22 protein-coding genes are annotated in these 21,158 nt (G+C 47.4%); 10 read left to right on the top strand and 12 right to left on the bottom strand.

What is annotated here, in order from left to right:
* The first annotated feature begins 11 nt into the window (after positions 1–11).
* The 3 genes from ABWH99_RS20215 (at position 12) to ABWH99_RS20205 (ending at position 2,727) form a co-directional block, all read left to right on the top strand.
* Positions 12–767 (top strand): TrmH family RNA methyltransferase, encoded by a 756-nt coding sequence (locus ABWH99_RS20215; protein ID WP_375583612.1) that lies wholly within the window; start codon positions 12–14, stop codon positions 765–767.
* 358 nt (positions 768–1,125) lie between these two features.
* On the top strand, positions 1,126–1,569 hold the full coding sequence (locus ABWH99_RS20210) for an SRPBCC domain-containing protein (RefSeq protein WP_375583611.1): 444 nt from the start codon (positions 1,126–1,128) through the stop codon (positions 1,567–1,569).
* 171 nt (positions 1,570–1,740) lie between these two features.
* Complete coding sequence (locus ABWH99_RS20205; protein WP_375583610.1) at positions 1,741–2,727, top strand: bile acid:sodium symporter family protein; 987 nt, start codon at positions 1,741–1,743, stop codon at positions 2,725–2,727.
* On the opposite strand, the gene ABWH99_RS20200 is transcribed toward ABWH99_RS20205, so the two are convergent.
* The 5 genes from ABWH99_RS20200 to ABWH99_RS20180 form a co-directional block, all read right to left on the bottom strand.
* A complete protein-coding gene (locus tag ABWH99_RS20200) occupies positions 2,720–3,520 on the bottom strand; it encodes a queuosine precursor transporter (protein WP_375583609.1) in 801 nt (266 codons plus the stop codon). The two genes, ABWH99_RS20205 and ABWH99_RS20200, sit on opposite strands and share 8 nt — an antisense overlap.
* 2 nt (positions 3,521–3,522) lie before the next feature.
* Entirely contained in the window at positions 3,523–4,437 is a 915-nt protein-coding gene (locus tag ABWH99_RS20195) for a ribonuclease Z (RefSeq protein WP_375583608.1), read from the bottom strand.
* A 12-nt stretch (positions 4,438–4,449) separates the two neighbouring features.
* Complete coding sequence (locus ABWH99_RS20190; protein WP_375583607.1) at positions 4,450–4,830, bottom strand: STAS domain-containing protein; 381 nt, start codon at positions 4,828–4,830, stop codon at positions 4,450–4,452.
* Positions 4,831–4,938: 108 nt separating this feature from the next.
* The gene (locus tag ABWH99_RS20185; protein WP_375586606.1) at positions 4,939–5,874 is read right to left on the bottom strand and encodes a phosphoribosylaminoimidazolesuccinocarboxamide synthase; all 936 of its coding nucleotides are present in this window, start codon (positions 5,872–5,874) and stop codon (positions 4,939–4,941) included.
* Positions 5,875–5,991: 117 nt separating this feature from the next.
* On the bottom strand, positions 5,992–6,177 hold the full coding sequence (locus tag ABWH99_RS20180) for a toxin-antitoxin system YwqK family antitoxin (RefSeq protein WP_375583606.1): 186 nt from the start codon (positions 6,175–6,177) through the stop codon (positions 5,992–5,994).
* Between the two features lie 81 nt (positions 6,178–6,258).
* On the opposite strand from ABWH99_RS20180, the gene ABWH99_RS20175 reads away from it, so the two are divergent.
* Positions 6,259–7,329: an IS110 family transposase gene (locus tag ABWH99_RS20175; RefSeq protein ID WP_375582227.1), complete on the top strand. Its 1,071-nt coding sequence runs from the start codon at positions 6,259–6,261 to the stop codon at positions 7,327–7,329.
* 371 nt (positions 7,330–7,700) lie between these two features.
* Here ABWH99_RS20175 and ABWH99_RS20170 read toward each other — a convergent pair whose 3' ends face one another.
* From ABWH99_RS20170 to ABWH99_RS20150, 5 genes are read right to left on the bottom strand one after another with little or no spacing between them, the layout of a single operon-like run.
* Positions 7,701–8,357 carry a toxin-antitoxin system YwqK family antitoxin gene (locus tag ABWH99_RS20170; protein WP_375583605.1) on the bottom strand — a complete coding sequence of 219 codons (657 nt, stop codon included), beginning with the start codon at positions 8,355–8,357 and terminating at the stop codon, positions 7,701–7,703.
* Between the two features lie 38 nt (positions 8,358–8,395).
* The gene (locus ABWH99_RS20165) at positions 8,396–9,025 is read right to left on the bottom strand and encodes a hypothetical protein (RefSeq protein WP_375583604.1); all 630 of its coding nucleotides are present in this window, start codon (positions 9,023–9,025) and stop codon (positions 8,396–8,398) included.
* The gene (locus ABWH99_RS20160) at positions 9,003–9,662 is read right to left on the bottom strand and encodes a hypothetical protein (RefSeq protein ID WP_375583603.1); all 660 of its coding nucleotides are present in this window, start codon (positions 9,660–9,662) and stop codon (positions 9,003–9,005) included. Before ABWH99_RS20160 ends, ABWH99_RS20165 begins: the two co-directional genes overlap by 23 nt.
* Before the next feature lie 15 nt (positions 9,663–9,677).
* Positions 9,678–10,643 (bottom strand): VWA domain-containing protein, encoded by a 966-nt coding sequence (locus tag ABWH99_RS20155; protein WP_375583602.1) that lies wholly within the window; start codon positions 10,641–10,643, stop codon positions 9,678–9,680.
* Positions 10,644–10,659: 16 nt separating this feature from the next.
* The gene (locus ABWH99_RS20150) at positions 10,660–10,920 is read right to left on the bottom strand and encodes a hypothetical protein (RefSeq protein ID WP_375583601.1); all 261 of its coding nucleotides are present in this window, start codon (positions 10,918–10,920) and stop codon (positions 10,660–10,662) included.
* 34 nt (positions 10,921–10,954) lie between these two features.
* Here ABWH99_RS20150 and ABWH99_RS20145 point away from each other — a divergent pair, with 34 nt between their 5' ends.
* Together ABWH99_RS20145 and ABWH99_RS20140 are read left to right on the top strand one after the other, a co-directional pair.
* The gene (locus ABWH99_RS20145; RefSeq protein WP_375583600.1) at positions 10,955–13,252 is read left to right on the top strand and encodes a TonB-dependent receptor domain-containing protein; all 2,298 of its coding nucleotides are present in this window, start codon (positions 10,955–10,957) and stop codon (positions 13,250–13,252) included.
* A 4-nt stretch (positions 13,253–13,256) separates the two neighbouring features.
* Positions 13,257–14,081: a DUF4249 family protein gene (locus tag ABWH99_RS20140; protein WP_375583599.1), complete on the top strand. Its 825-nt coding sequence runs from the start codon at positions 13,257–13,259 to the stop codon at positions 14,079–14,081.
* Here ABWH99_RS20140 and ABWH99_RS20135 read toward each other — a convergent pair.
* Positions 14,063–14,920 carry an SDR family NAD(P)-dependent oxidoreductase gene (locus ABWH99_RS20135; protein ID WP_375583598.1) on the bottom strand — a complete coding sequence of 286 codons (858 nt, stop codon included), beginning with the start codon at positions 14,918–14,920 and terminating at the stop codon, positions 14,063–14,065. The genes ABWH99_RS20140 and ABWH99_RS20135 overlap by 19 nt on opposite strands.
* Positions 14,921–15,225: 305 nt before the next feature.
* Here ABWH99_RS20135 and ABWH99_RS20130 point away from each other — a divergent pair, with 305 nt between their 5' ends.
* From ABWH99_RS20130 to fucP, 4 genes are read left to right on the top strand one after another with little or no spacing between them, the layout of a single operon-like run.
* A complete protein-coding gene (locus ABWH99_RS20130) occupies positions 15,226–16,047 on the top strand; it encodes a 1-acyl-sn-glycerol-3-phosphate acyltransferase (protein WP_375583597.1) in 822 nt (273 codons plus the stop codon).
* 5 nt (positions 16,048–16,052) lie between these two features.
* Positions 16,053–17,006 carry a GNAT family N-acetyltransferase gene (locus ABWH99_RS20125; RefSeq protein WP_375583596.1) on the top strand — a complete coding sequence of 318 codons (954 nt, stop codon included), beginning with the start codon at positions 16,053–16,055 and terminating at the stop codon, positions 17,004–17,006.
* A 29-nt stretch (positions 17,007–17,035) separates the two neighbouring features.
* Positions 17,036–18,079 (top strand): aldo/keto reductase, encoded by a 1,044-nt coding sequence (locus ABWH99_RS20120; RefSeq protein ID WP_375583595.1) that lies wholly within the window; start codon positions 17,036–17,038, stop codon positions 18,077–18,079.
* Between the two features lie 16 nt (positions 18,080–18,095).
* The gene (fucP, locus tag ABWH99_RS20115; RefSeq protein ID WP_375583594.1) at positions 18,096–19,397 is read left to right on the top strand and encodes an L-fucose:H+ symporter permease; all 1,302 of its coding nucleotides are present in this window, start codon (positions 18,096–18,098) and stop codon (positions 19,395–19,397) included.
* Between the two features lie 78 nt (positions 19,398–19,475).
* On the opposite strand, the gene uxaC is transcribed toward fucP, so the two are convergent.
* The gene (gene uxaC, locus ABWH99_RS20110) at positions 19,476–20,912 is read right to left on the bottom strand and encodes a glucuronate isomerase (RefSeq protein ID WP_375583593.1); all 1,437 of its coding nucleotides are present in this window, start codon (positions 20,910–20,912) and stop codon (positions 19,476–19,478) included.
* Between the last annotated feature and the right edge of the window lie 246 nt (positions 20,913–21,158).

Raw genomic sequence — 21,158 nt, 5'->3', positions numbered from 1 at the left:
AGTCTCGACAAATGCTAAGCAAAAATACGGTTAAGTTTATTAAATCCTTGCACCAGAAAAAATTCCGTAAGCAAGAAAAGGCCTTTTTCGTAGAAGGGGCTAAAAATGTAACGGAATTGCTACGGTCAGATTATACCTGCACGCATTTGCTGTATACCGATAAATTTGCGGCGACCTGGCCGGACCTGGTAGCGGGATTTTCCGGAGAAAAAGTACAGGTTCTTCCCTCGGTACTCAAATCCCTGGGTACCTTTTCCAGCAACGATCAAGCCCTGGCCCTGGCTACCTGCAAACCCAACCTTCGGGTAGAGGTGGTTCCCGGCGAACTGGTACTTGCCCTGGACGATATCCGGGATCCTGGCAACCTGGGGACCATTATCCGCATCGCCGACTGGTACGGCATTAAAAAAATGTTGCTTTCTCCGGAAACTGCCGACTTTTACAATCCCAAGGTACTACATGCCAGCATGGGTTCATTTACGCGGGTAAATTTTGAATATGTGCCCTTAATCGAAAAACTACAGGAGGTGGGGGTACCGGTATTTGGCGCGTTCCTGCAAGGCTTGTCCATTCATGTGCACCAGGGTAAGGCAGATGGGATTCTACTGATGGGCAACGAATCCCATGGGGTCTCTCCTGACTTGGAAGCCTTGGTAAGTCAAAGGCTGACCATTCCGGCCTTTGGTGGTGCCGAATCCCTGAATGTGGCGGTAGCCACAGCGGTGCTATGCGATCACCTGCGTAGGCTGGGCGGAGCGGATGGATAGTTGGCCCGCCGTATGGACATTGTTGCCTGGGTAGGATAGAGGGGAACACCATCCGGCTTTGGCTGCGTACGAAAGGTCGCACTCGTGTTGACAGACCAGTCGCTAGACTCCGGCGTTTCCCATCCCCCGGTTGGACGACCCAGGTACCATGGCGTATACCGCATATTTAACCATAAAATCCGTAAAAAATGAAATGAAATACTAAATAATGTAAACGTATCGTTATCCTTACAAAGGAAACGGGGACAAAGAATCGGTAGTCCCGGATAGCTCCTTCCGGGTTTTGGAAACGGACTGTAAGGCGATACCGGGAGGGCCATTGCCTCCCTACTGAAGAACCAACGAATACATTTCTATCATGAACGATCAGGTAGCAAACTCCCAAAAAATTACCGTGAATACGGTTCTGGCCGCCGAGCGAAAAAAGGTGTGGGAATACTACACCCAGCCAATCCACATGACCCAGTGGAACGTGCCCTCGCGGCAATGGGAATGCCTCCGGGTTGAAAATGACCCTAGGAAAGGAGGAAAGCTTTTTGTCCGAATGGAGGCCAGGGACCACAGTTTTGGTTTCGACTTTGAGGCGGTGTACGAAACGGTGCAGACGGAGCAATTTCTGAGTTATACGCTGACTGATGGGAGGAATGTACAGGTATGGTTTGAAGATTTGGGACTGCAAACAAAAGTAAGCGTTCGTTTAGATACCGAACCGAAGAATTGTCCGAAAATGCAACAACAGGACCGGCAAGCCATATTGGAGCGGTTCAAGCGATACGTAGAAACCAAGGAATCTACCCAATAGTAAACCCAGGTCCGACCGAATGCCTGTCGTGCCTACACCGGGCCGGCTGGAGCTATTCATCCAAACAGTTGAAGCCTGTGTGGGCCGGAGTCCGGGGATAACGCAGAGGCACCAATTAAAAATTGCCATATTTTCGTTATTTTGCCGGGCACTACGAACAAACTTTTCTCTATGGTATCCCTTCGGAAACACCTGGCAAAAGCCGGGATAAATGGTTTTTTCTTCTTGCTATTGCTGACCATCGCGTTGGCCTACTGGTTTCCGGAATGGGGAGCGGGAGCGGGAGAACGTCTCATCGACGAGTTGACCTATTACGGGGTATCGCTGATCTTCTTTTTTTATGGGGTAAAGATAAGCCCCGCTACCTTAAAGCTGGGTTTGTCGAATTGGCGACTGCACCTCTGGATCCAAAGTACCACCTTTTTGGTTTTTCCGGCCATTATTCTGGGCTGTTATGGCCTTTTTGGGGAAGCGAGCAGCCTTTTTTGGTTGGGCACCTTCTATCTGGCAGCCTTGCCCTCTACGGTATCATCTTCGGTGGTGATGGTCTCCATCGCTGGAGGTAATTTGCCTGCGGCTATTTTCAATGCCAGTATTTCCAGTCTTCTGGGGGTTTTTATTACCCCGTTGTGGATGGATTTTTTTCTGAGTGCTTCGCAGGCGGATTTTGCACTTTGGGAAACGGTAGGCAAACTGGTACTTCAGATTTTCCTTCCAGTGGGTTTGGGTTTTTTAGCGCACCGGTACCTGGGGTCCTGGGTGCAGCGACAAAGTCGGCCGCTGAAATATTTCGACCAGACGGTTATTTTATTGATTGTGTTTTCTGCCTTTTCCCAATCCTTTGGTCAGGACATGTTTGCGGGGCAGAATGTTCTGGGGCTTGGGTTTTGGATGCTGATCTTATTTCTTGTGATGCTGGGTGTCATGTTTGGCGTAGGCAAGTGGCTTGGGTTTAGCCGCGGGGATCGAATTACCGTGGTTTTTTGCGGATCCAAGAAATCCCTGGTTCAGGGAGCGGTAATGGGCAAGGTACTGTTTCCCGATCCGGTGGTATTCGGCGTGGTCCTGCTGCCCATCATGGTCTACCATACCTTGCAGCTCCTGCTTGGCAGCGCGCTGGCCGAGCGACTCGGTGCCCTCCAAACCGATGCTAGATAAACGAAGTGTCCTGAGCTGCTTCTTCGGCCATTTGTTCCGCCAGGGGCTTTCCGAGATACCGGTCAATCAGTCCGTGTCCCAAATACAACAAAGGAGTAAGCAGAATGGCTACCGAAAACTTATAAATATAATTGATGATGCCGACCGCGATGATTTGTTGCAAAGACCAGTTGCCGAAAATATAAAAGGCAATTCCCAATACCACGAAGGAATCGATGAACTGAGACACCAGCGTAGATCCCGTCGCCCGTAGCCAGATCATTTTGGGTCCGGTGAGGGTTCTCAGTTTTTGGAACACAAATACGTCGAGTAGTTGCCCAAGGAGGAAAGCGATCAATGAGCCGATAATGATCCCCAATCCCTGCCGAAAAATAGTATTAAAGGCATAGTCGATATTAAATGGGTTTCCCAATGCGTCGCTTGCGTTGACCTCCAGCCAGAAAGCCGCCGGGGGAAGCTGGGTGACCATGCTGATGACGATAAACGCATACACGATCAGACCGGCGGTAATAAAACTGATCTTACGGACCCCTTTTTTACCAAAATACTCATTGATAATATCGGTGGTAATGAATACCACCGGCCAGATTACGGCTCCTGCGGTCAGGTTAAAATCCAACACATAGGTTCCAAAAAACGTCCAACCGGCGGGTTTCAGCCCCAGGGTTTCTTCTCCGGAAAAGATTTTAACCCCAATGATTTCTGCGAGGATGGCATTGGTAAGAAATATTCCTCCCAGAATGATGAATAAATTGGTTTTTTTTGACTGATATGTTTTTTCTTGATCGACCATGGTCAGGAAATGCGATAGATGGAGCCTTCTTCACTTAAGAAGCTGTTTGGAAAAACTTCGCGTGCCTCTTCCAGCAAGGGTTGTAAGTTGCTGTACCGTACGGAATAGTGACCCAGTAGAAGTCGTTTTACCGCAGCCTCTTTCGCGATTTCCGCGGCTTCTTTACCGGTACTGTGTTTGGTTTGTTTGGCCCGGTCTTTTTCGGCTTCCATGAAGGTGGATTCGTGATAGAGCAGGTCCGCTCCGTGTATATAAGGAATGATTCCGGGATCGTAAACGGTATCTGAGCAGAAGGCATATTTCCTCGGCGGCGTTATCTGGCAGAAATCCGATGCCCTGTAAAGCACTCGACCGGTCCTATCACGGACGTCTTTCGCTTTCAGCAGGGTATGGATGGCTTCCAGATCCGGTTGGTGTTGGCGTATCGGCTCTTTTCGGAGTCGTACCCGGCCATTCTTTTCTTCAAAACTAAACCCCGTGCAGGGTATGCGGTGTTGTAAAGGAAAGGCATGGACTTCCAAGTCATCCAACTCCAGCAAACGGGTTTTTTCACGAACAGAGACCGAATGAAACACCAAAGGAAACTTTAGCAGGGTTCCCGAATATTTTAGCTGAACGGTGATGATATCATCCAGCCCCTTCGGTCCATACACGTGCAGGGCCTCTTTCCGGTTGTTCAGGTGATAGGTGCCAATCAGCCCCATCAAGCCCAGGTAGTGGTCTCCGTGCAGGTGCGAAATAAAGACCTGGTTGATTTTAAAGTATTTGACCTTAAACCTTCTAAGCTGATGCTGAGTGGATTCCCCGCAATCCAACAAGAAACTATGGCTTCCCCAGGTTACTACCTGAGAAGTCTGGTTTCTGCCATGGGCGGGGGCAGCCGAGTTGGAACCTAGAATGGTGATTGAAAAGTCCAAGCGGATAGGAAGCTACTCTTCTTCGTCTTTTTCTGCACCTTGCTCGATTTCATGGATAAACACGGCCTCAGCGGCGGCTTCGTTGTCTTCCACTACCTTGAACACCTTGTCGAGCATGGAAATCCGCATCAATTTCAATACATGTTCCTGCAAAGAGGAAAGTACAAAAACGCCACCTTCTTCTCCAAAGGCCCTGTTGCCCACCAGAAGGGCACTGAGCCCGCTGGAGTCTGCATATTTTACCCGGGCCATGTCCAAAATCAGGTTTTTATACCCTTCGGCATGCACGGTAAGTAATTCCGATTTGAGTTGAGGAGAAAGGGTGGAGTCAAGTTTTTCCTCCAGTAAGGTGAAAAGCACAAATTGTTCTTTTTTATCTACGGCGTATTTCATTTGTTTATGTAGGTTTACCTGTCGGTGCGTTCGGTCAAAATCTACCTGTAGGAAAATTTTGAGTTAAAATTAGTCTAAAATAACGTGGTGCCAAAATGATAGGTTCAATTAAATGTGTTCCAGAATGGCCCGTTCGATTCGTGATTCCATATTCGAACTATCCGCAGGCACAAAGGTTTTGCCCGTGATGTGTTCAAACAATTCGATGTACCGTTCGGAAATGGAAGCAACGATCTCCGGATTCATCTCAGGTACGGTTTGACCGACTTTTCCCTGAAAGCCATTTTCGATCAGCCATTGCCGGACAAATTCCTTGGAAAGTTGCTTTTGTGGCGCGCCCTGGGCTTGTCTTTCTTCGTATCCATCCAAATAAAAATATCGGGAGGAATCCGGCGTGTGAATCTCATCAATCAGCAGAATTTCACCGTCAAAGGTTCCGAATTCGTATTTGGTATCGACCAGTATCAATCCTTTTTCCCGTGCCATTTCGGTGCCCAGACGAAACAAGGTTCGGGTATACGCTTCCAACTGCAGGTAGTCTTTCTCCGAAACGATACCGTTTTTCAGAATGGCATCCCTTGAAATATCTTCATCGTGCCCCTCGGAGGCTTTGGTAGTAGGGGTGATGATGGGTTCAGGCAGTGGATCGTTTTCCTTTAGCCCGTCAGGAAGGGGAACGCCGCACAATTCACGTTTCCCTGCCCGGTATTCTCGCCAGGCATGCCCCGCCAGGTAGCCCCGGATCACCATTTCTACCTTGAAGGGGGAGCAACGCTTACCCATTGTTACATTCGGGTCGGGAGACAGACAGACCCAGTTGGGGACAGTAGCTGCCGTGGCAGACAGAAAATGGTAGGCTATTTGGTTCAACACCTGTCCTTTAAAGGGAATGGGCTCCGGAAGAACTACATCGAATGCCGAGATCCGATCGGTGGCCACCACAGCAATTGTTTTTTCGAAAATATAGACGTCTCTTACTTTTCCTCGATAAAAATCGATCTGACCCGGAAAATGGAAACTGGTACGTTTGATGCCTTGACTCATGTGGATTACTATTACCCTGCAAAAATAGGAATAATTCCGGACTTCCGGATGTTCCATTGCAAGCAAGTGAAGCGACCAAAACATGCGGCATTCCTTTTGCCCGTAAGGATCAGTATATCAGGGGGAAATGCCTTTTTTATACATTGTTTCCCGCACCAGGTTTCCATTTTCGTCGTAGATAGTAAACCGGCCATGAAGCAGTCCTTTTTGGTAATTCCCTTTGCTTGCTACCTGGCCATTTTCGTGATAGGCAATGAATGGTCCATGTCTGACTCCATTTTTGTATTGGACTTCGAAGGCCATATGTTTGCAAGAGCAATAGCATAAGTTTCAGGAAATCATTAGATTAAGTTTTCTAGAACCATGCTATAACCTCCGAAACTTATGCAAACACAAGTTAACAAAAACGATTTTTCCGGCCAAAACATTTATGTGGGTATTGATGCCCACCTCAAAAGCTGGAAAGTTACAGTGATGATGGATAATCTTCATAAACGCACGTTTTCACAGGATCCCTGTGCAGAGACTTTGTACAATTATCTTGTCCGGAACTATCCGGGTGCTACCTACTTCAGTGCCTATGAGGCTGGATTCTCGGGATACTGGACTCATTACAAGCTTTGCGCTCTTGGGTTCAATTCCATTGTGGTCAATCCTGCTGATATTCCGACAACCGGCAAGGAAAAAGTACAGAAAGAGGATGCCAGGGACAGCCAAAAAATTGCCCGGTCCCTAAGAAACGGGGAACTGGTCCCTATCTACATACCCTCTTTGGCCTCTCTTGGTGACAGGGGGCTTATGAGGTTAAGAAAAACTGTCGTCAATGATACCACCAGGATCAAAAACAGGATCAAGGCCAGCCTCCATTTTAACGGCATAAGTATTCCCGGGGAAATAAACAGCCCAAAATGGAACAAAAAGCTTCTTAGATGGCTGGATGGACTTGAACTCGGTATGGTGGAAAAACAAATAATGGACAGTCATCTGTCCATTTTGTACCATATGCGGAAAACCACCCTAAATGTCACCAACCAAATACGAACCCTTTCCAAAACAGAAAAGTATGAGCAGGAAATCAAGTTATTGATGACCATTCCAGGAATCGGGCTCCTGACGGCAATGACCCTATTGACCGAGCTGGAAAGGCTGGACAGGTTCAACTCCCTCGACAAACTATGCTCTTTTATCGGCCTTGTACCGTCAACCAACTCATCCGGGGATACCGAAAGAACGGGTAATATCACCCCCAGGGGGCATAAGGTGCTGAGAGCTGCTCTAATAGAATGTGCCTGGGTCGCTGCAAGGACTGATCCGGCATTGGCAAAAAGCTATAACCAATATTGCAAAAGGATGAAAGCCAATCAAGCCATAACCAGAATAGCAAAGAAACTTTTAAGCAGGATCAGATACGTATTGAAAAACAAACAGCCCTATGTGCTTGGAGTCGTCAAATAAAACCGCACAAACATATTATTCTGTAAAACAATCCCCAACCTTTATTGGGACCGTTAAAAAACCTTGCAGCAACTAAGTTGACTGTTATCTCGAAGGCTACGGCCCAATATCCAATAAATTAAAATGTGGCAATGCAGCTCATTGAGTCTGTTAATAGAAGGTTGTTTTATGGAGTAAGTTGCTGTTTTTGATAGTAGTAAAACGAGTTTTTTAAGCTATCAAAAGACAAAGAATTCAAAGATAAAAAAAGCCCCTAACTAAAGGGGCCTGGGAGTATATTCTCCGTCATGAACCCTATTGCTGGTGGGTTGCTCTCCAGCAGAGCCCACTTCCTCTTCAGATTCATGTTTTAAAGATAAAATGTATCTTTCTCAAGAAAAAATATCCCCGCAAATTAGGAAAGCAACATAGAAGGCTTTCTGTTCGTTTGCGTGAAATTCGATAGCCAAGCCCTCGAGCTGTCCTTCTCGGAAGGTTTTTTCGAGCAATAGTTGGCCATCTTCCGAATACTTTTGGTACAGGCCCTCCGGTACTCCCTGATCAAACGTGGTTCGCTCCTGCACCTGCCCGTTGGAATAAAAGGTTTCCTGGATCCCGTGCGGTTTTCCTTCCCGAAAATCCACGCGGCCCTTTATTTCTCCAGAGGGAAAGAACGACTCCAGCACTCCTTGTAGAAGGCCGTTTTGGAAGAAGGCTCGCTGGGCTATCTGACCGCTCGGGTAAAACGATACCACCTCGCCCTGAACCTGATCGGCCAGGTAGGGAGTAATTTTCAAGGTGTCTCCGGACTGCGGATGCAATTCCACAAACAGGCCGGTTTTTTCGCCGTCCAAAAACTGCCCCACCTGAGTAAGATTGCCAAAAGGATCGTAGCGCTGGTAGCGACCGTGGGGCAGTCCATCCTGTGTTTCGTACCGCTCTTTTACTTGATTGTTCTCGGCATCGTAATAGCTAACCTCTACCTGTGCCAAAGCGGGCATCGGTACCCAACCTACCTGTAGAATGGCCAACCCGAAAAACAATTTCATGACATATTTCTTGGTGAATCCTAAGCGACTGATGCGGCTCAATAGTCAGGCAAGCCCCTTTTAGGTTGCTCTGTAGGCTTCTTCCGGTTTTGTTGAATGTATCGCAATTCATTGCTGTTCATCGCATCCAGGATTTGCTCTGCCTGTTCCGGTGTGATGTTCATTTCTTCAAGTCGCTGACGCAATTCCTCCATGGCCTTTTCCCGATCACTGAGATCGCTTTCCATATCGCTACTATCCTCCGATTCCTGATTTTCTTCGGTTTGCTCTCCTCGAGGCTCCTCCATTTCATCGGACTCATCTGCTCCATCCTCCTGGGTTTCTTCCTCTCCCTCTCCACTTTCCTGATCCTGGCTCTCCTGGTCCTGCTGCTCCTGATCTTCCGATTCTTCCTGCTCTTGTTGCTCCTGGTTATTCTGATCCTTTTTTTCTTGCTCTTCCTGCTGTTTTTGAAGTTTTTCCCAAAGTGCATTAAGTTTCGGATCCTCCGGGTATTTCTCCAACCCTTCGGCCAAAAGCTGGCTGGTAGCACGAATGTCTTCGTTGACATATTGCCTGGCCGCCTGATTAAAATACTCCGTTTCGGACTGGGCCACAAGGCTCAGGGGACCGATCCACGCAAGGACTGCAGCCAGAAGCAGCCGGCTATTGGATTTCATTGATTTCATTGATCTCGTTTAGGTGATCCATAAACTTTTGGTAGTGAGCCACTGTTTCATCAATTTCCAGCGCTCGTTCCATGATTTGTGCAGCCTCTCCAAACTGAAAACGATTGACCATTTCGTCTGCCTGCGCTTTCATGCGCTTGGCGTAATTGGAAGGTTGTATCTGGTCTTCATCTTCTCTGTTCTCTTCGTTTTCCTGATTTTCTTCATTCCCTTCCAGCCAGCGACTTAGAAGTTCGTAATTGTAACGTGCGTGTTCGTTGCCGGGTTCCTTAAGCAATGCCGTTTTGAAGTAGGAAAGTGCTTCCTGGTACTTTTGTTCGTTTCCGAGTAGGACTCCTTGTTGGTTGGCCGCAAACGAAGGTATTGTGTGGCCAGGCGCAGACACCAATGGCTCATAGGTTTTTTTTGCGTCTTCTTCCTGGCCGTTGTTTTGGTAACTTAGTGCCAGATTAAACCGTATCTCCGGCTGTTCGAGTCCGTGTTCCTCTACCAGAGCCAGGTGGTTTCGGACCGCGTTTTCGTAATCGGCCTCTTTAAAGGATCGTTCCGCTTTTGCCAACGCTTCATTGGTCAGGGCAATTTTCTTCCAGTCTGCAGGAATCAGTAGCAAAATCCAAAGTAGGTACCGGTACATCATGGTAGAAATCGTTGGTTAGATGGATAAAGTCCTGACGGGCATTAGCGCATCCAATACCGCCAACACCAATGCCGCAAGCAGAAAATAGAAATATTTATTCGACGAAGCTTCCACCGTACGACTGGCCATTACCGTTCCCTCCAGATTGGCGATGGCGTCAATAAGCTGTGGAATTTCCTGCAGGTCCTCACTCAACTCGAAATAGTCGCCGTCGGTCTGACCCGCAATTTGCTTCAGGTTTTCGGAACTAAGGCGGGAGATGGCCGGTCGGTTGGTGGACTGGTCGATCACCACTCCACTTCCTCTTGGGATTGTACTGCCTGCACGCGTTCCGATTCCCATACTGAATACCTTTATGCCGGAGTCGCGGAGTTTTTCCAGGGTACCCTCCAGCTCCCCACCAAAATCCTCCCCATCGCTGATCAGGATGATGGCTTTTGACTTTGGCTCCTGGCTTTCGTCGTTCATAAACTTATCATAGGCCATCAGTAAAGGCGCGGCAATATCGGTGCCGGAGTTGGGAACCAAACCGGTGTTCAAGCCATCCAGATGCAATTGAATTACGTTCTGATCGAAGGTAAGAGGACACTGGATAAATGCTTCTGAAGAAAAAATAATGATTCCGACCCGATCTGAACTAAAATTTTTAACTAGATTTTTCAACTCAAATTTGATACGCTGCAGGCGACTGGGCTGGATGTCTTCGGCATTCATGGAACGGGACAAGTCGATAGCCAGAAAGAGGTCTTTTCCTTCCTGTTTGATTTCTTTCATGGCATTTCCAATGGAAGGTCCGGCCATAGCAAGCAAAAACAGAGCAAAATACACGCTGCGCAATAGCATCTTCCAGACCAACCGACGTTTTTTGACATTGATCTTTTGATTTATTTTCCAGAAACGGTACAAATAGATCCCGTACAGCAAAACGAAAACGATAGCCAGGATGAGTAATAAGGTGGTATCAGGATATGCCCAAATCATGGCTTGAAATTAATCATTAATACGTAAAACGAAATGGTAAAGTCCGAATTATTACCGAATCGGAAAAATTACCCATTTGCTGCCGGAATAATGGTTGGATTCCATAACCATTTTTACCCGATGCCGTTATCTCTTTTGATGCATCAGAGGCAATCTTTCTTTTACCTTTATCGGTTTCATTCCATCGTTCACTAGTTATGTTTGTTTTTTCAAAAAAACATTTTTGGGTACCGTTATCCATTTGTTTTGCCTTCATTTCGATTTCAATTCCATCCATAGCGCAGGAGCTTTCCGAAATACAGGGGCAGGTAATGGACAAAACCTCCGGCGACCCCTTACCGGGAGCTGCCGTGTATTTCGAGGGAAATGAAGACGAGGGTACCGTGACGGACGGGGAAGGTCGCTTTTCCATCTACCTTCCCGGGACAGAGGGGACGCTGGTGGTTCGTTTTTTGGGCTTTCAATCAATTTCCAGGCCCATAAAGAAGGGTTCGAAAATGGATGGTCTTCAGTTTTTCTTAAGTCCGGAGGAGTGGATGCTTGAGGAAGTGGTGGTTTCCGAAAGAAGCCAGGATCACCACGTGGTAAGCACCGAAATGGGTAAAAATGTGATTTCCGGGCAGGAACTTAAACGGATACCGGCTTTATTTGGGGAAGTGGATTTGCTCCGCGGAATTCAGCTGCTCCCCGGGGTGACCACCGCAGGGGAGGGCACTACCGGATTGTTTGTCAGAGGGGGATCTGCCGATCAGAACTTGATTCAGATCGACGGAGCACCCATATACAATCCTTCGCACTTCTTCGGCTTTTTCTCCGTTTTCAATCCTGATGCGCTAAGCGACGTGGCCTTGTACAAAGGCAATATTCCTGCCGAGTACGGCGGGAGGGTATCCTCATTGGTCGATATTTCTCTCCGAGAGGGGAATACAAAAAAAATTCAGGGCGAAGGCGGGATTGGCAGTATCAGCTCTCGGCTTACCGTAGACGGCCCGCTGTTTTCGGAAAATGCTTCCTTCGTGGTTTCTGGTCGCCGGACCTATGCTGACGTGTTTTTGCCCCTTTCTCCCAACGAAGACATTCACGACAATCAGCTGTATTTTTACGACTTGAGTGGAAAGCTCATGTGGAGGAACGGCCCAAAAAATAAATTCACGTTTTCCACCTATTACGGAAGTGATTTTTTGGGCCTGGACGGCCAGTTTGGCTTGGGTTGGAACAACTGGATCAATTCGTTTAATTGGGACCGGCAGGTCAATGATCGCAACTACCTGGACCTGTCAGCCTACTACAGCCGATACGAATACCTGATCAGCCTTCGAGACGAGGAAAATGGATTCGATTGGTCCAATCATTTTTCGGAAACTGGCCTGAAAGCGTCCTGGACGTTGATCCCAGGTGAGAAGTCAGAAGTAAAAGCGGGGGTACACGGACAGCTGTACCATTTTGCGCCGGTAGACCTGCGGGGAACTCCTGAGAGTGGTATCGAACCCTTGGATTCCAATCCCAGAACAGGCCTTCAGTTCAATTTTTTTCTGTCCGGAACTACCGAAATCAGCCCGCGCCTAAGTGTCGAAGGGGGGCTGCGCTTTGGGAATTACCAGCAGATAGGTAACGGGGTGAATTACCTGTACGACAGCAACGATCCGGGAGGTACAGGATTGGTCACGGACACCCTTGAATACCGTTTGGGCGAAAGGATGCAACAGTATCAGGGTTGGGAACCGCGGTTTGGTGCCCGGTACCGCATTGGGGAAGGTACCTCGATCAAGGGAGGCTTCAACCGAAATTACCAATACATTCAGGTGGCTTCCAATAATTCCGCCGGGTTGCCGATCGACCGCTGGGTGCCGGCTGGAAGGTACATTTTGCCCATACGCGGAGATCAGGTTTCCGCCGGCTTGTTTCAAAACCTAAACGATAATCGATGGGAAGTTTCTCTGGAGGCCTATTACCGGGATTTTCGGAACATAGTGGATTTAAAACAGGGGGCTACTGTTCTCTTTACAGACAATATTGAAACGGAACTTCTTACCGGAAATGGCTGGTCCTACGGTCTGGAGTTTTTGTTGCGAAAAAACGTGGGTAAAACCACCGGCTGGCTCAGTTATACCTGGTCCCGCGTGTTTAGGGAAATTCCAGGTATCAATAATGGGCGGCCCTATCCACCGCGATTCGACAGACCGCATGACCTTAGCCTGGTACTTTCCCACCAGTTAAGTGAGCGCTTGTCGTTCTCCGGTACATTCATCTATACCACGGGCATTGCTGTTACCTTTCCGGCGGGCTCCTACCTGGTGGACAACCAGCGGGTACCGCTATATAGTGAACAGCGAAACAGCGATCGCTTCCCGGATTACCATCGGATGGACCTCTCGGTAACATTAAAAAATAAAGATAAAGGTCGCTGGTGGCAGGGAAGCTGGAATTTCAGTGTTTACAATGCCTATGGGCGCAAAAACCCCTTTTCTTACGATTTTAGGACCATTTACAACGACGACATTACCTTTGAGCCGGGTCCGGGGGAAGCGGCTACCAGCGCCAGACCCGGAGTAGTGATGACGTATTTGTTTGGTATTCTTCCGTCAGTAACATACAATTTTAAGTTTTAAATCCATGCGACTAGTTGCAATAGCCGGCCTGATAATAGTGTTTGCCTCCTGCCAGGAAGAGGTGGAAATGTCATTGGGAGCCGTCGAACGAATTCCCGTCATCGAAGCGGTATGGACGGACGATCCTTCCGAAAATTTCGTATCGGTGGCTTATTCCCGGGATTATTTCGATACCCTGGAAAATGAACGAATAACGGACGCCCTGGTCGAAATCGAGGACCTGAACAGCGGAAGGATGGTTGAATTTCGCTACGTAGAGGAGCTGGGACATTACCTTGCGGTAAATCAACAGGCCGCGGAGATAGGGCACGAGTACCGGTTACGGGTACTACTGGATGCGGGTGAATTTGGGGCTACCGGGACCACCTTGGAGCCGCCCATTTTGGATAGCATCACCTATGCATTCAAAGAAGAGCGTTTTTTTGCGGACGAGGGGTACTACCTTACCTTGTATGGAGACATTCCCTTTCCGAACAATAATTTTTACCGCCTGATTCTTACCCGGAACGACACGCTCCTGAACAGACGGTCTGACTATTTTCTATTTGATGATACGTTTGGAAGTACCATTTTGAACAATGGATTTGAGTTAACGGGATTTACGTTTGAGAAAGACGACAAAGTAAAACTGCAAATGCTGCGCTTGAACCGAAGTGCCTACGATTATCTCAACCAAATGGTTTCTCTTTTATTCAATGATGGGGGATTGTTTAGTCCTCCACCAGCAAATCCCATCAGTAATATCAGCGGTACTTCGGCAGTAATGGGGTATTTTATGACCGCTCCCGTGCTTACCGAAACAATTCTGATTCAGGAAGACGAGGAATGAGCGGGGAGGTATGCATGCACTTGCTCCATGCTGTATTCCCACAGGCGATCCCGTAATTTTTTGGAGCGGGCTTTTGAGGAAACGGAGGCGGTTTTAGACTTTTTGAAGTAGGCACCGTTTTTACCCGGGACCTTTGCTGTCGTCGCTAAAAAAACGCTCGTTTCCGCCCCCTTGGCAGGTCCGATCATCAAGGGCTTAAACAGGGATAATAGGATTTTAAAGATGCCTTTGCTTTCGCTGCCGAATCCGGTATTGACTACTCCTGGATGCACGGCATAGGCTTCCAGATGTTGATCGGCATACTTTTCTGCCAGGGATTTGGTAAATAGGATGTTGTACAATTTGGCATTGGCATAAGCCTTGAACGAGCTGTACGTTTGAGTCAGCTCCAAATCATCCGGATCAATACCAGCACCTTTATGCGCTTCGGAGCTCACGTTGATGACCTGGCCGCCTGTTCCATGCGTAAGCAGTGGAAGTAGCAAGACGGTAAGCAGAAAGTGCCCCAGGTGATTGGCGGAAAACGTGCGTTCGTGACCGTCGCCGGTCAGTTTCTTTTTTGGAAAAATGCCTCCGGCGTTATTGATCAATAGATCAAGCGTATCCGTGGCCTCAGTCAGGGTATTGGCTGCCCGGGCTACTGAATGCAGGTCGGTAAGGTCACAAGGGACGATCGTGAATTTTTTCTGCGTTCCCAGGGGGTCCAGCCGTTGCACCAGCTCGCGTGCTTTTTCTACATTTCTGACGAGTAAGAAAATTTGGCTACATTTTGGTGCCAGCGCTTTTGCTGTTTCCGCGCCAATGCCTGAGGTGGCACCTGTAATTGCTAGTTGCATCATGTTTGGTTTTATTCACCGGTAAAACATGGTAGATAGGATAAATGTTCGTGCGGTGTTCCTGCGATTCTCTCTGTCCGATCATCAGATCAAATGGGGAAGGGGCCGCATAGGCAGACAAAAGATTCAAAACGGATGGCCGGAGGAAGTTAATTCCGTAAAGATATTTTACCTATTTTTGCCTGGAAGAATCTTACTGAAAAGTTAGTTGCATCGGATTGTCCTTACAGGTCTCCCCGGTATTCATCCGGGGTCCTTTCCTTGGTAGCAGTGCAACCAATTCACTCGTCAAACAGATCAGCGTTTTCGTGGAAAAAAAGAAATTCATCGATATCAAACAGGTTATTGCAACCAAAAATCCGGGCCTATTGAAATGGCTTCCCGGTTTTGTCCTTCGATACATCAAACGAATCGTGCACGAAGAGGAAATAAACGGCATCATGGTCCGCCACGGTGACCGAACAGAACTGGACTTTGTGGATGCGCTTATTCAGGAATTCGGAGTGGACGTAGAGGTGCGGGGGGCGGAACACATTCCATTGGATCGAAGCGTTATTTTTGCATCCAATCATCCTCTCGGTGGGTTGGATGGGATCGTATTGATGCACGTGCTTGGAAAATACCGGAGTGACCTGCGTTTTTTAGTCAACGACTTATTGATGAATATTCCTCATTTTGGAAAACTCTTCGTGCCGGTAAACAAGCACGGTAGTAATGGCAAGCGGGGAGCGGAGCTGATTGAAGAGACGTATGCTTCGGACAATGGGATTCTGGTTTTTCCGGCCGGGTTGGTTTCCAGAAAGCAGGAGCAGGGTATTCGGGATTTGGAATGGAAAAAAAGCTTTGTAAACAAAGCTCGTAAATACAAAAAAGACGTTGTTCCCGTATACATAGAAGGACGGAATTCCTCCTTTTTTTATAATTTGGCAAACCTGAGAAAAAAAATAGGAGTTAAGGCCAATATTGAGATGTTTTATTTGGCGGACGAGATGTTTGGGCAAAAAAACAAAAAAATTGTTGTCCATATAGGAAAACCAATTTCTTACAAGTATTTTGACGACTCCAAAATGGATAAATACTGGGCAGAAGAGGTCAAAGAAATAGTATACAACATTGTCCAAGACAAGTAGGATTTATGCAAGACATTATCAACCCGATCGACCGGGAGGTTATACAACGTGAACTGACGCCCGAGCGCTTTTTGAGATATGTAAACAATGGGGAGAATGAAATTTATCTGGTCAATCAGCACAATGCTCCCCAGGTTCTCAAGGAAATTGGCAGGTTGCGTGAGGTCTCGTTTCGTGCTGCGGGTGGAGGTACCGGTTTGCCCCTGGATATTGATGAAAATGATACTTGTGAAAATTGTTACGATCAGCTCATCGCCTGGAATCCGGAGGATAAAGAGATCATTGCCGGTTACCGCCTGATCAAATGCGCCGATGCTGGATTCACATCCAAGGGGGATGTAAATTTGTCCACGGCACACTTGTTTGACTTTTCGGAGGCCTTTGTTAAGGACTACCTGCCCTATACCATTGAACTTGGGCGCTCCTTTGTGCAGCCCAATTATCAGCCGAGCGTGGACAACCGGAAGGGGATTTTTTCCCTGGACAACCTGTGGGACGGACTCGGAGCCGTAGTGATGATCAATCCGGACATAAAATATTTATTTGGAAAGGTGACCATGTATCCGCACTACAATGCCAACGCCCGGGATTTACTGCTCTATTTTATGAATCATTATTTTCCAGATAAAGATAGGTTGATCCGGCCCATTGCGCCCCTGGGTTACAAAACCGATCCGGTACAATACGAAGGGATTTTTGACGGGCTGAGTTACAAAGAGGGGTACAAATTACTCAACTCGAACATAAGGGCGTTGGGAGAAAACATACCCCCCTTGATCAATACGTACATGAACTTGTCGTCCACAATGAAGACCTTTGGCACGGCAATGAACTACGAATTTGGTGCCGTAGAGGAGACGGGTATCCTCATCACTATCGCCGATATCTACGAGTCCAAAAAACACCGGCATCTGGAAACCTTTGAAAGGGACCGGACCTTTGGTAAACGAAAGAAATAAACCATGCAGTTTCGCCAACTTCCCGAACAATGATCGTACGTCCCTTAGGAAAGACCGGTTTGCAGGTACCCCCTCTGGTTTTTGGGAGTAGTTCCCTCGGCAATCTTTTTCAGGAATACCCGAAAGAAGACAAATTTGCCATATTGAGGGAAATAATGGATGCCACGGCACCCCATACCGTTTTCGACACAGCCGGAAAATACGGTGCCGGACTGGCCTTGGAGGTATTGGGAGAGTTTTTATCCAATTCGGGTGCCCCCGAAAATAAGGTAATTATCAGCAACAAATTGGGTTGGGTACGGGTGCCACTAGAAGCAGCAGAGCCTACGTTTGAGCCGGGCATTTGGAAAGGGATTACACACGATGCGGTGCAAAAAATAGGCTATGCCGGCATTTTAGAGTGTTTTGAGAAAGACACCGCTCTTCTGAAGGGGTATGCGCCACAACTTATTTCGGTACACGATCCGGACGAGTACCTGATGACCGCTGCAGATGAGCGGGAAAAATCCCAGCGATGGAAGCAAATCCTGGAAGCTTACCGGGCACTGGCTGAATTGAAGCAGGCCGGAAAGGTCCAGGGCATAGGAGTAGGCGCTAAGGATTGGAAAGTGATTCGAAGGATCTATCAGGAGGTTCCTCTGGACTACGTCATGCTGGCAAACAGTTTGTCTATTTTTTCCCATCCGGAGGACTTGATGGAATTTGTAGCCAGGCTCAAAAAAGCAGACGTAGGAATCATTAATGCGGCGATTTTCCATTCGGGTTTTTTGGTCGGAGAAGATTACTTTGATTATCGTAGATTGGATCCCCAAAGCGAAGAAGGAAAAGAAAAGCTAGCGTGGAGACAGGCGTTTTTTGAAATCTGCAGGCAGCACAGAATTGCTCCTTTTCACGCCTGCATTCAATTTGCACTGTCTGTCCCGGGTATTTCCAGTGTTGCACTGAGTATCAATCGTCCGGAACTGGTGCGAAAAAATATCCAAGCAGCCGAAGACCGATTGCCTGCGGCATTTTGGCAAGAATTAATTGATCGTTCGTTGATTTCAGATTTCTCCTTTCTATTTTCAGATTAATTCAAAAACTATACCCATGAGTTCACAAATAACCTCTGCAAAAACCGAGCTGATTTCCAAAAAAAACTTTTGGCCCTTCCTTTTGCTCACCACCCTTTTTATGCTCTGGGGTGTTGCACATAACATGACCGACACCTTATTGGCTGCATTCAAACGGATCATGAGCATGAGCGATTTTCAGACTTCCTGGATACAATTGGCTTTTTACGGATCCTACTTCTGTCTGGCTTTGCCGGCCGCGGTATTTATACGAAAATATACCTATAAATCAGGTATCTTATTGGGTTTAGGGTTATTCGCTATTGGATCGTTGCTATTTTACCCGGCCGGAATGATGATGTCTTATGGGTTTTTTCTGCTCGCCTTGTACGTGCTTGCAGGGGGGCTGTCCATTTTGGAAACAGCCGCCAATCCCTACATTTTGGTAATCGGTCCCACGGAGACGGCCACCCAGCGGCTGAATCTAGCCCAATCTTTTAATCCTATCGGGTCGGTAATCGGCGTTTTCCTGAGTAAGGTTTTTATATTATCCCAGTTAAACACGGCCGAGGCAGCAGACCGAACTTCCATGGATGCGGCAACCTTGAAGGCCATTCAGGCAGAAGAGCTTGCCGGAGTGGTCAGTACCTACGTAGGGGTAGCAATTTTTTTGGTGTTAGTATGGTTTGTGATCCGGGCCGTGCGCATGCCGGTGGCTTCTGAAACCATCGAAAGAGACGGAATCATCGCTGGGTTTAGGCGCCTTTCCAGAAATAAAAACTATGTTCGGGGGGTGATGGCCCAGTTCTTTTACGTGGGCGCCCAAATTGGCGTGTGGTCTTTCACCATTCGCTACGTCATGGCAGAACTAGACGTGATGGAAAGTGGGGCCTCCGATTATTACCTGGTGTCACTGATTTTATTTGCAGCCAGCCGTTTTTTGTTTACCGCCCTGATGAAATTTTTCAAGCCATCCATCTTGTTGGCGATTTCCTCCTTATTAGCCATCGTGCTGAGTTTGGTGGTGATATACGGGACCGGTATGACTGCCGTTGTGGCGCTGGTGCTGATCTCGGTCTGTATGTCGCTTATGTTTCCTACGATTTATGGACTTTCGGCAGAAGGCCTGGGAAATGATACCAAATTGGGTGGATCGGGATTGATTATGGCTATTTTAGGAGGAGCGTTGATCACCGCTGCGCAGGGACAGGTCTCAGACATTACCGGAAGCATTCACCTTTCGTACTACGTACCGTTGGTTTGCTTTGTAGTAGTGATGTATTTTGGTATCGCTCACTATTTCCACAAGCCTGCGCCCAAACCCGTAGAGTTCATGTAAAAAAAACAATGAGGTCAAAAAAAAACACAAGCACGATTCGATGCTTGTGTTTTTTCTATATTTCAATCGACCCAGGTATCAGTCGGTTTCGTAAAAGCCAAAATACTCCCGGGCGTTATAGTAGCAGATATTTTCTACCATTTGTCCCAGCCATTTTTCGTCCGCGGGGAGTTCTCCATTTACCACATCTTGTCCGATCAGGTTGCAAAGAATCCTACGAAAATACTCGTGGCGAGGAAACGACAAGAAACTTCGGTTATCGGTGAGCATGCCCACAAAACAACTCAGAATCCCCATGTTTGACAGGGTGTTCATTTGTTTTTCCATACCGTCTTTCTGGTCCAGGTACCACCACCCTGAGCCAAATTGAACTTTACCTTTAATGGACCCATCATTAAAATTGCCCACCATGGTGGCCATTACTTCGTTGTCCGCCGGATTGAGGTTGTAGAGAATGGTTTTTGCCAGTTGGTCGGTGCTATCCAGCTTATTCAGGTATCGTGCAAGCGCGACACTTTGCGGGAAGTCTCCAATGGAATCAAATCCTGTGTCGGGTCCCAGGATTCGCGCCATTCGCTCGTTGGTATTTCGTAAAGCACCCAGATGATATTGTTGGGTCCAACCTTTGGCATGGTACATCTTGCTGAGTGCGGAAAGGGTTTTAAATTTAAAAAAGCGGATTTCCTCGGGATGTAGGATTTTACCTTTGCAAACGTCTGCGAAAAGATCGTCTATTCCATGATCGTTTTCATCAAAGAAATAGAGTTGTTCGAGCCCATGATCGGCCAATCGTCCGCCATTTTCGTGAAAATAGGCCACGCGATTTTCGAGGGCAGCCAGCAAGTCTTCGTAGGAGTGAATGGGCAGACCGCTGACCTCGGAAAGCTTGTCCAGGTATTCCAGGTAGGTTTTGGGGTTCTCCACTGCATAGGCTTTATCGGGTCGGAATGCAGGTAAAAGCTTGATACCGATATTCTCGGCTTTTGCCTGCTGATGGTAGCTCAGGCTATCGATGGGATCATCGGTGGTACAGACCACTTCCACGTTCATTTTGGCAAGTAGGCCGCGGGTTTGAAAATCTTTCTGCTGGAGCATATCCGTCGTTTCTTCGTAAATCTGATCGGCAGAATCTTCGTTGAGTAACTGATCGATTCCAAAATAACGGAGGAGTTCGAGATGAGTCCAGTGGTACAGGGGATTTCGCATGGTATGCGGTACCGATTTGGCCCAATTGTAAAACTTTTCTTTGTCGGAAGAGTCCCCGGTAATGAATTTTTCCGATACTCCCAAGGTCCGCATGGCCCGCCATTTGTAATGGTCTCCTTCCAGCCAGATACTACTCATGTTTTTAAACTTCCGGTTGGTCGCAATATCGTGAGGAGAAAGGTGACAATGGTAGTCGATGATCGGCATTTTTTTGGCATGATCGTGGTATAAGGCCTTGGCAAAATCACTCTTTAACAGGAAATCATCCGTTAAAAAGGTGCTTTGGGTGGCGTTTATCGTATGCTCCATTTTTTTGGTTTTTTTTAAATCGCAGTAAGTATAAAAATTATTTCGCTTTTTTTCCAGTGAATGTCCGGATTTAGGCAATCGATTGCACAAATTAAATTAAAATTTTATAAAATCCCATCGGAAACGCGGTTTATTACCGAAATCCGGGGTTTGACTGGGTTATTGTATTTGGAAAATGCCCCTATGGTTTTTTTTTAACTATTTTCACAGTATCTTCCTGCTAACGTCCGAGTTACCAATACAGGT

It is taken from the genome of Cyclobacterium xiamenense (assembly GCF_042140265.1).
Lineage (GTDB): Bacteria > Bacteroidota > Bacteroidia > Cytophagales > Cyclobacteriaceae > Cyclobacterium > Cyclobacterium xiamenense_A.
Note: the sequence above shows the minus strand (reverse complement) of the source record. Positions and strands in the feature narration are given on the sequence as shown.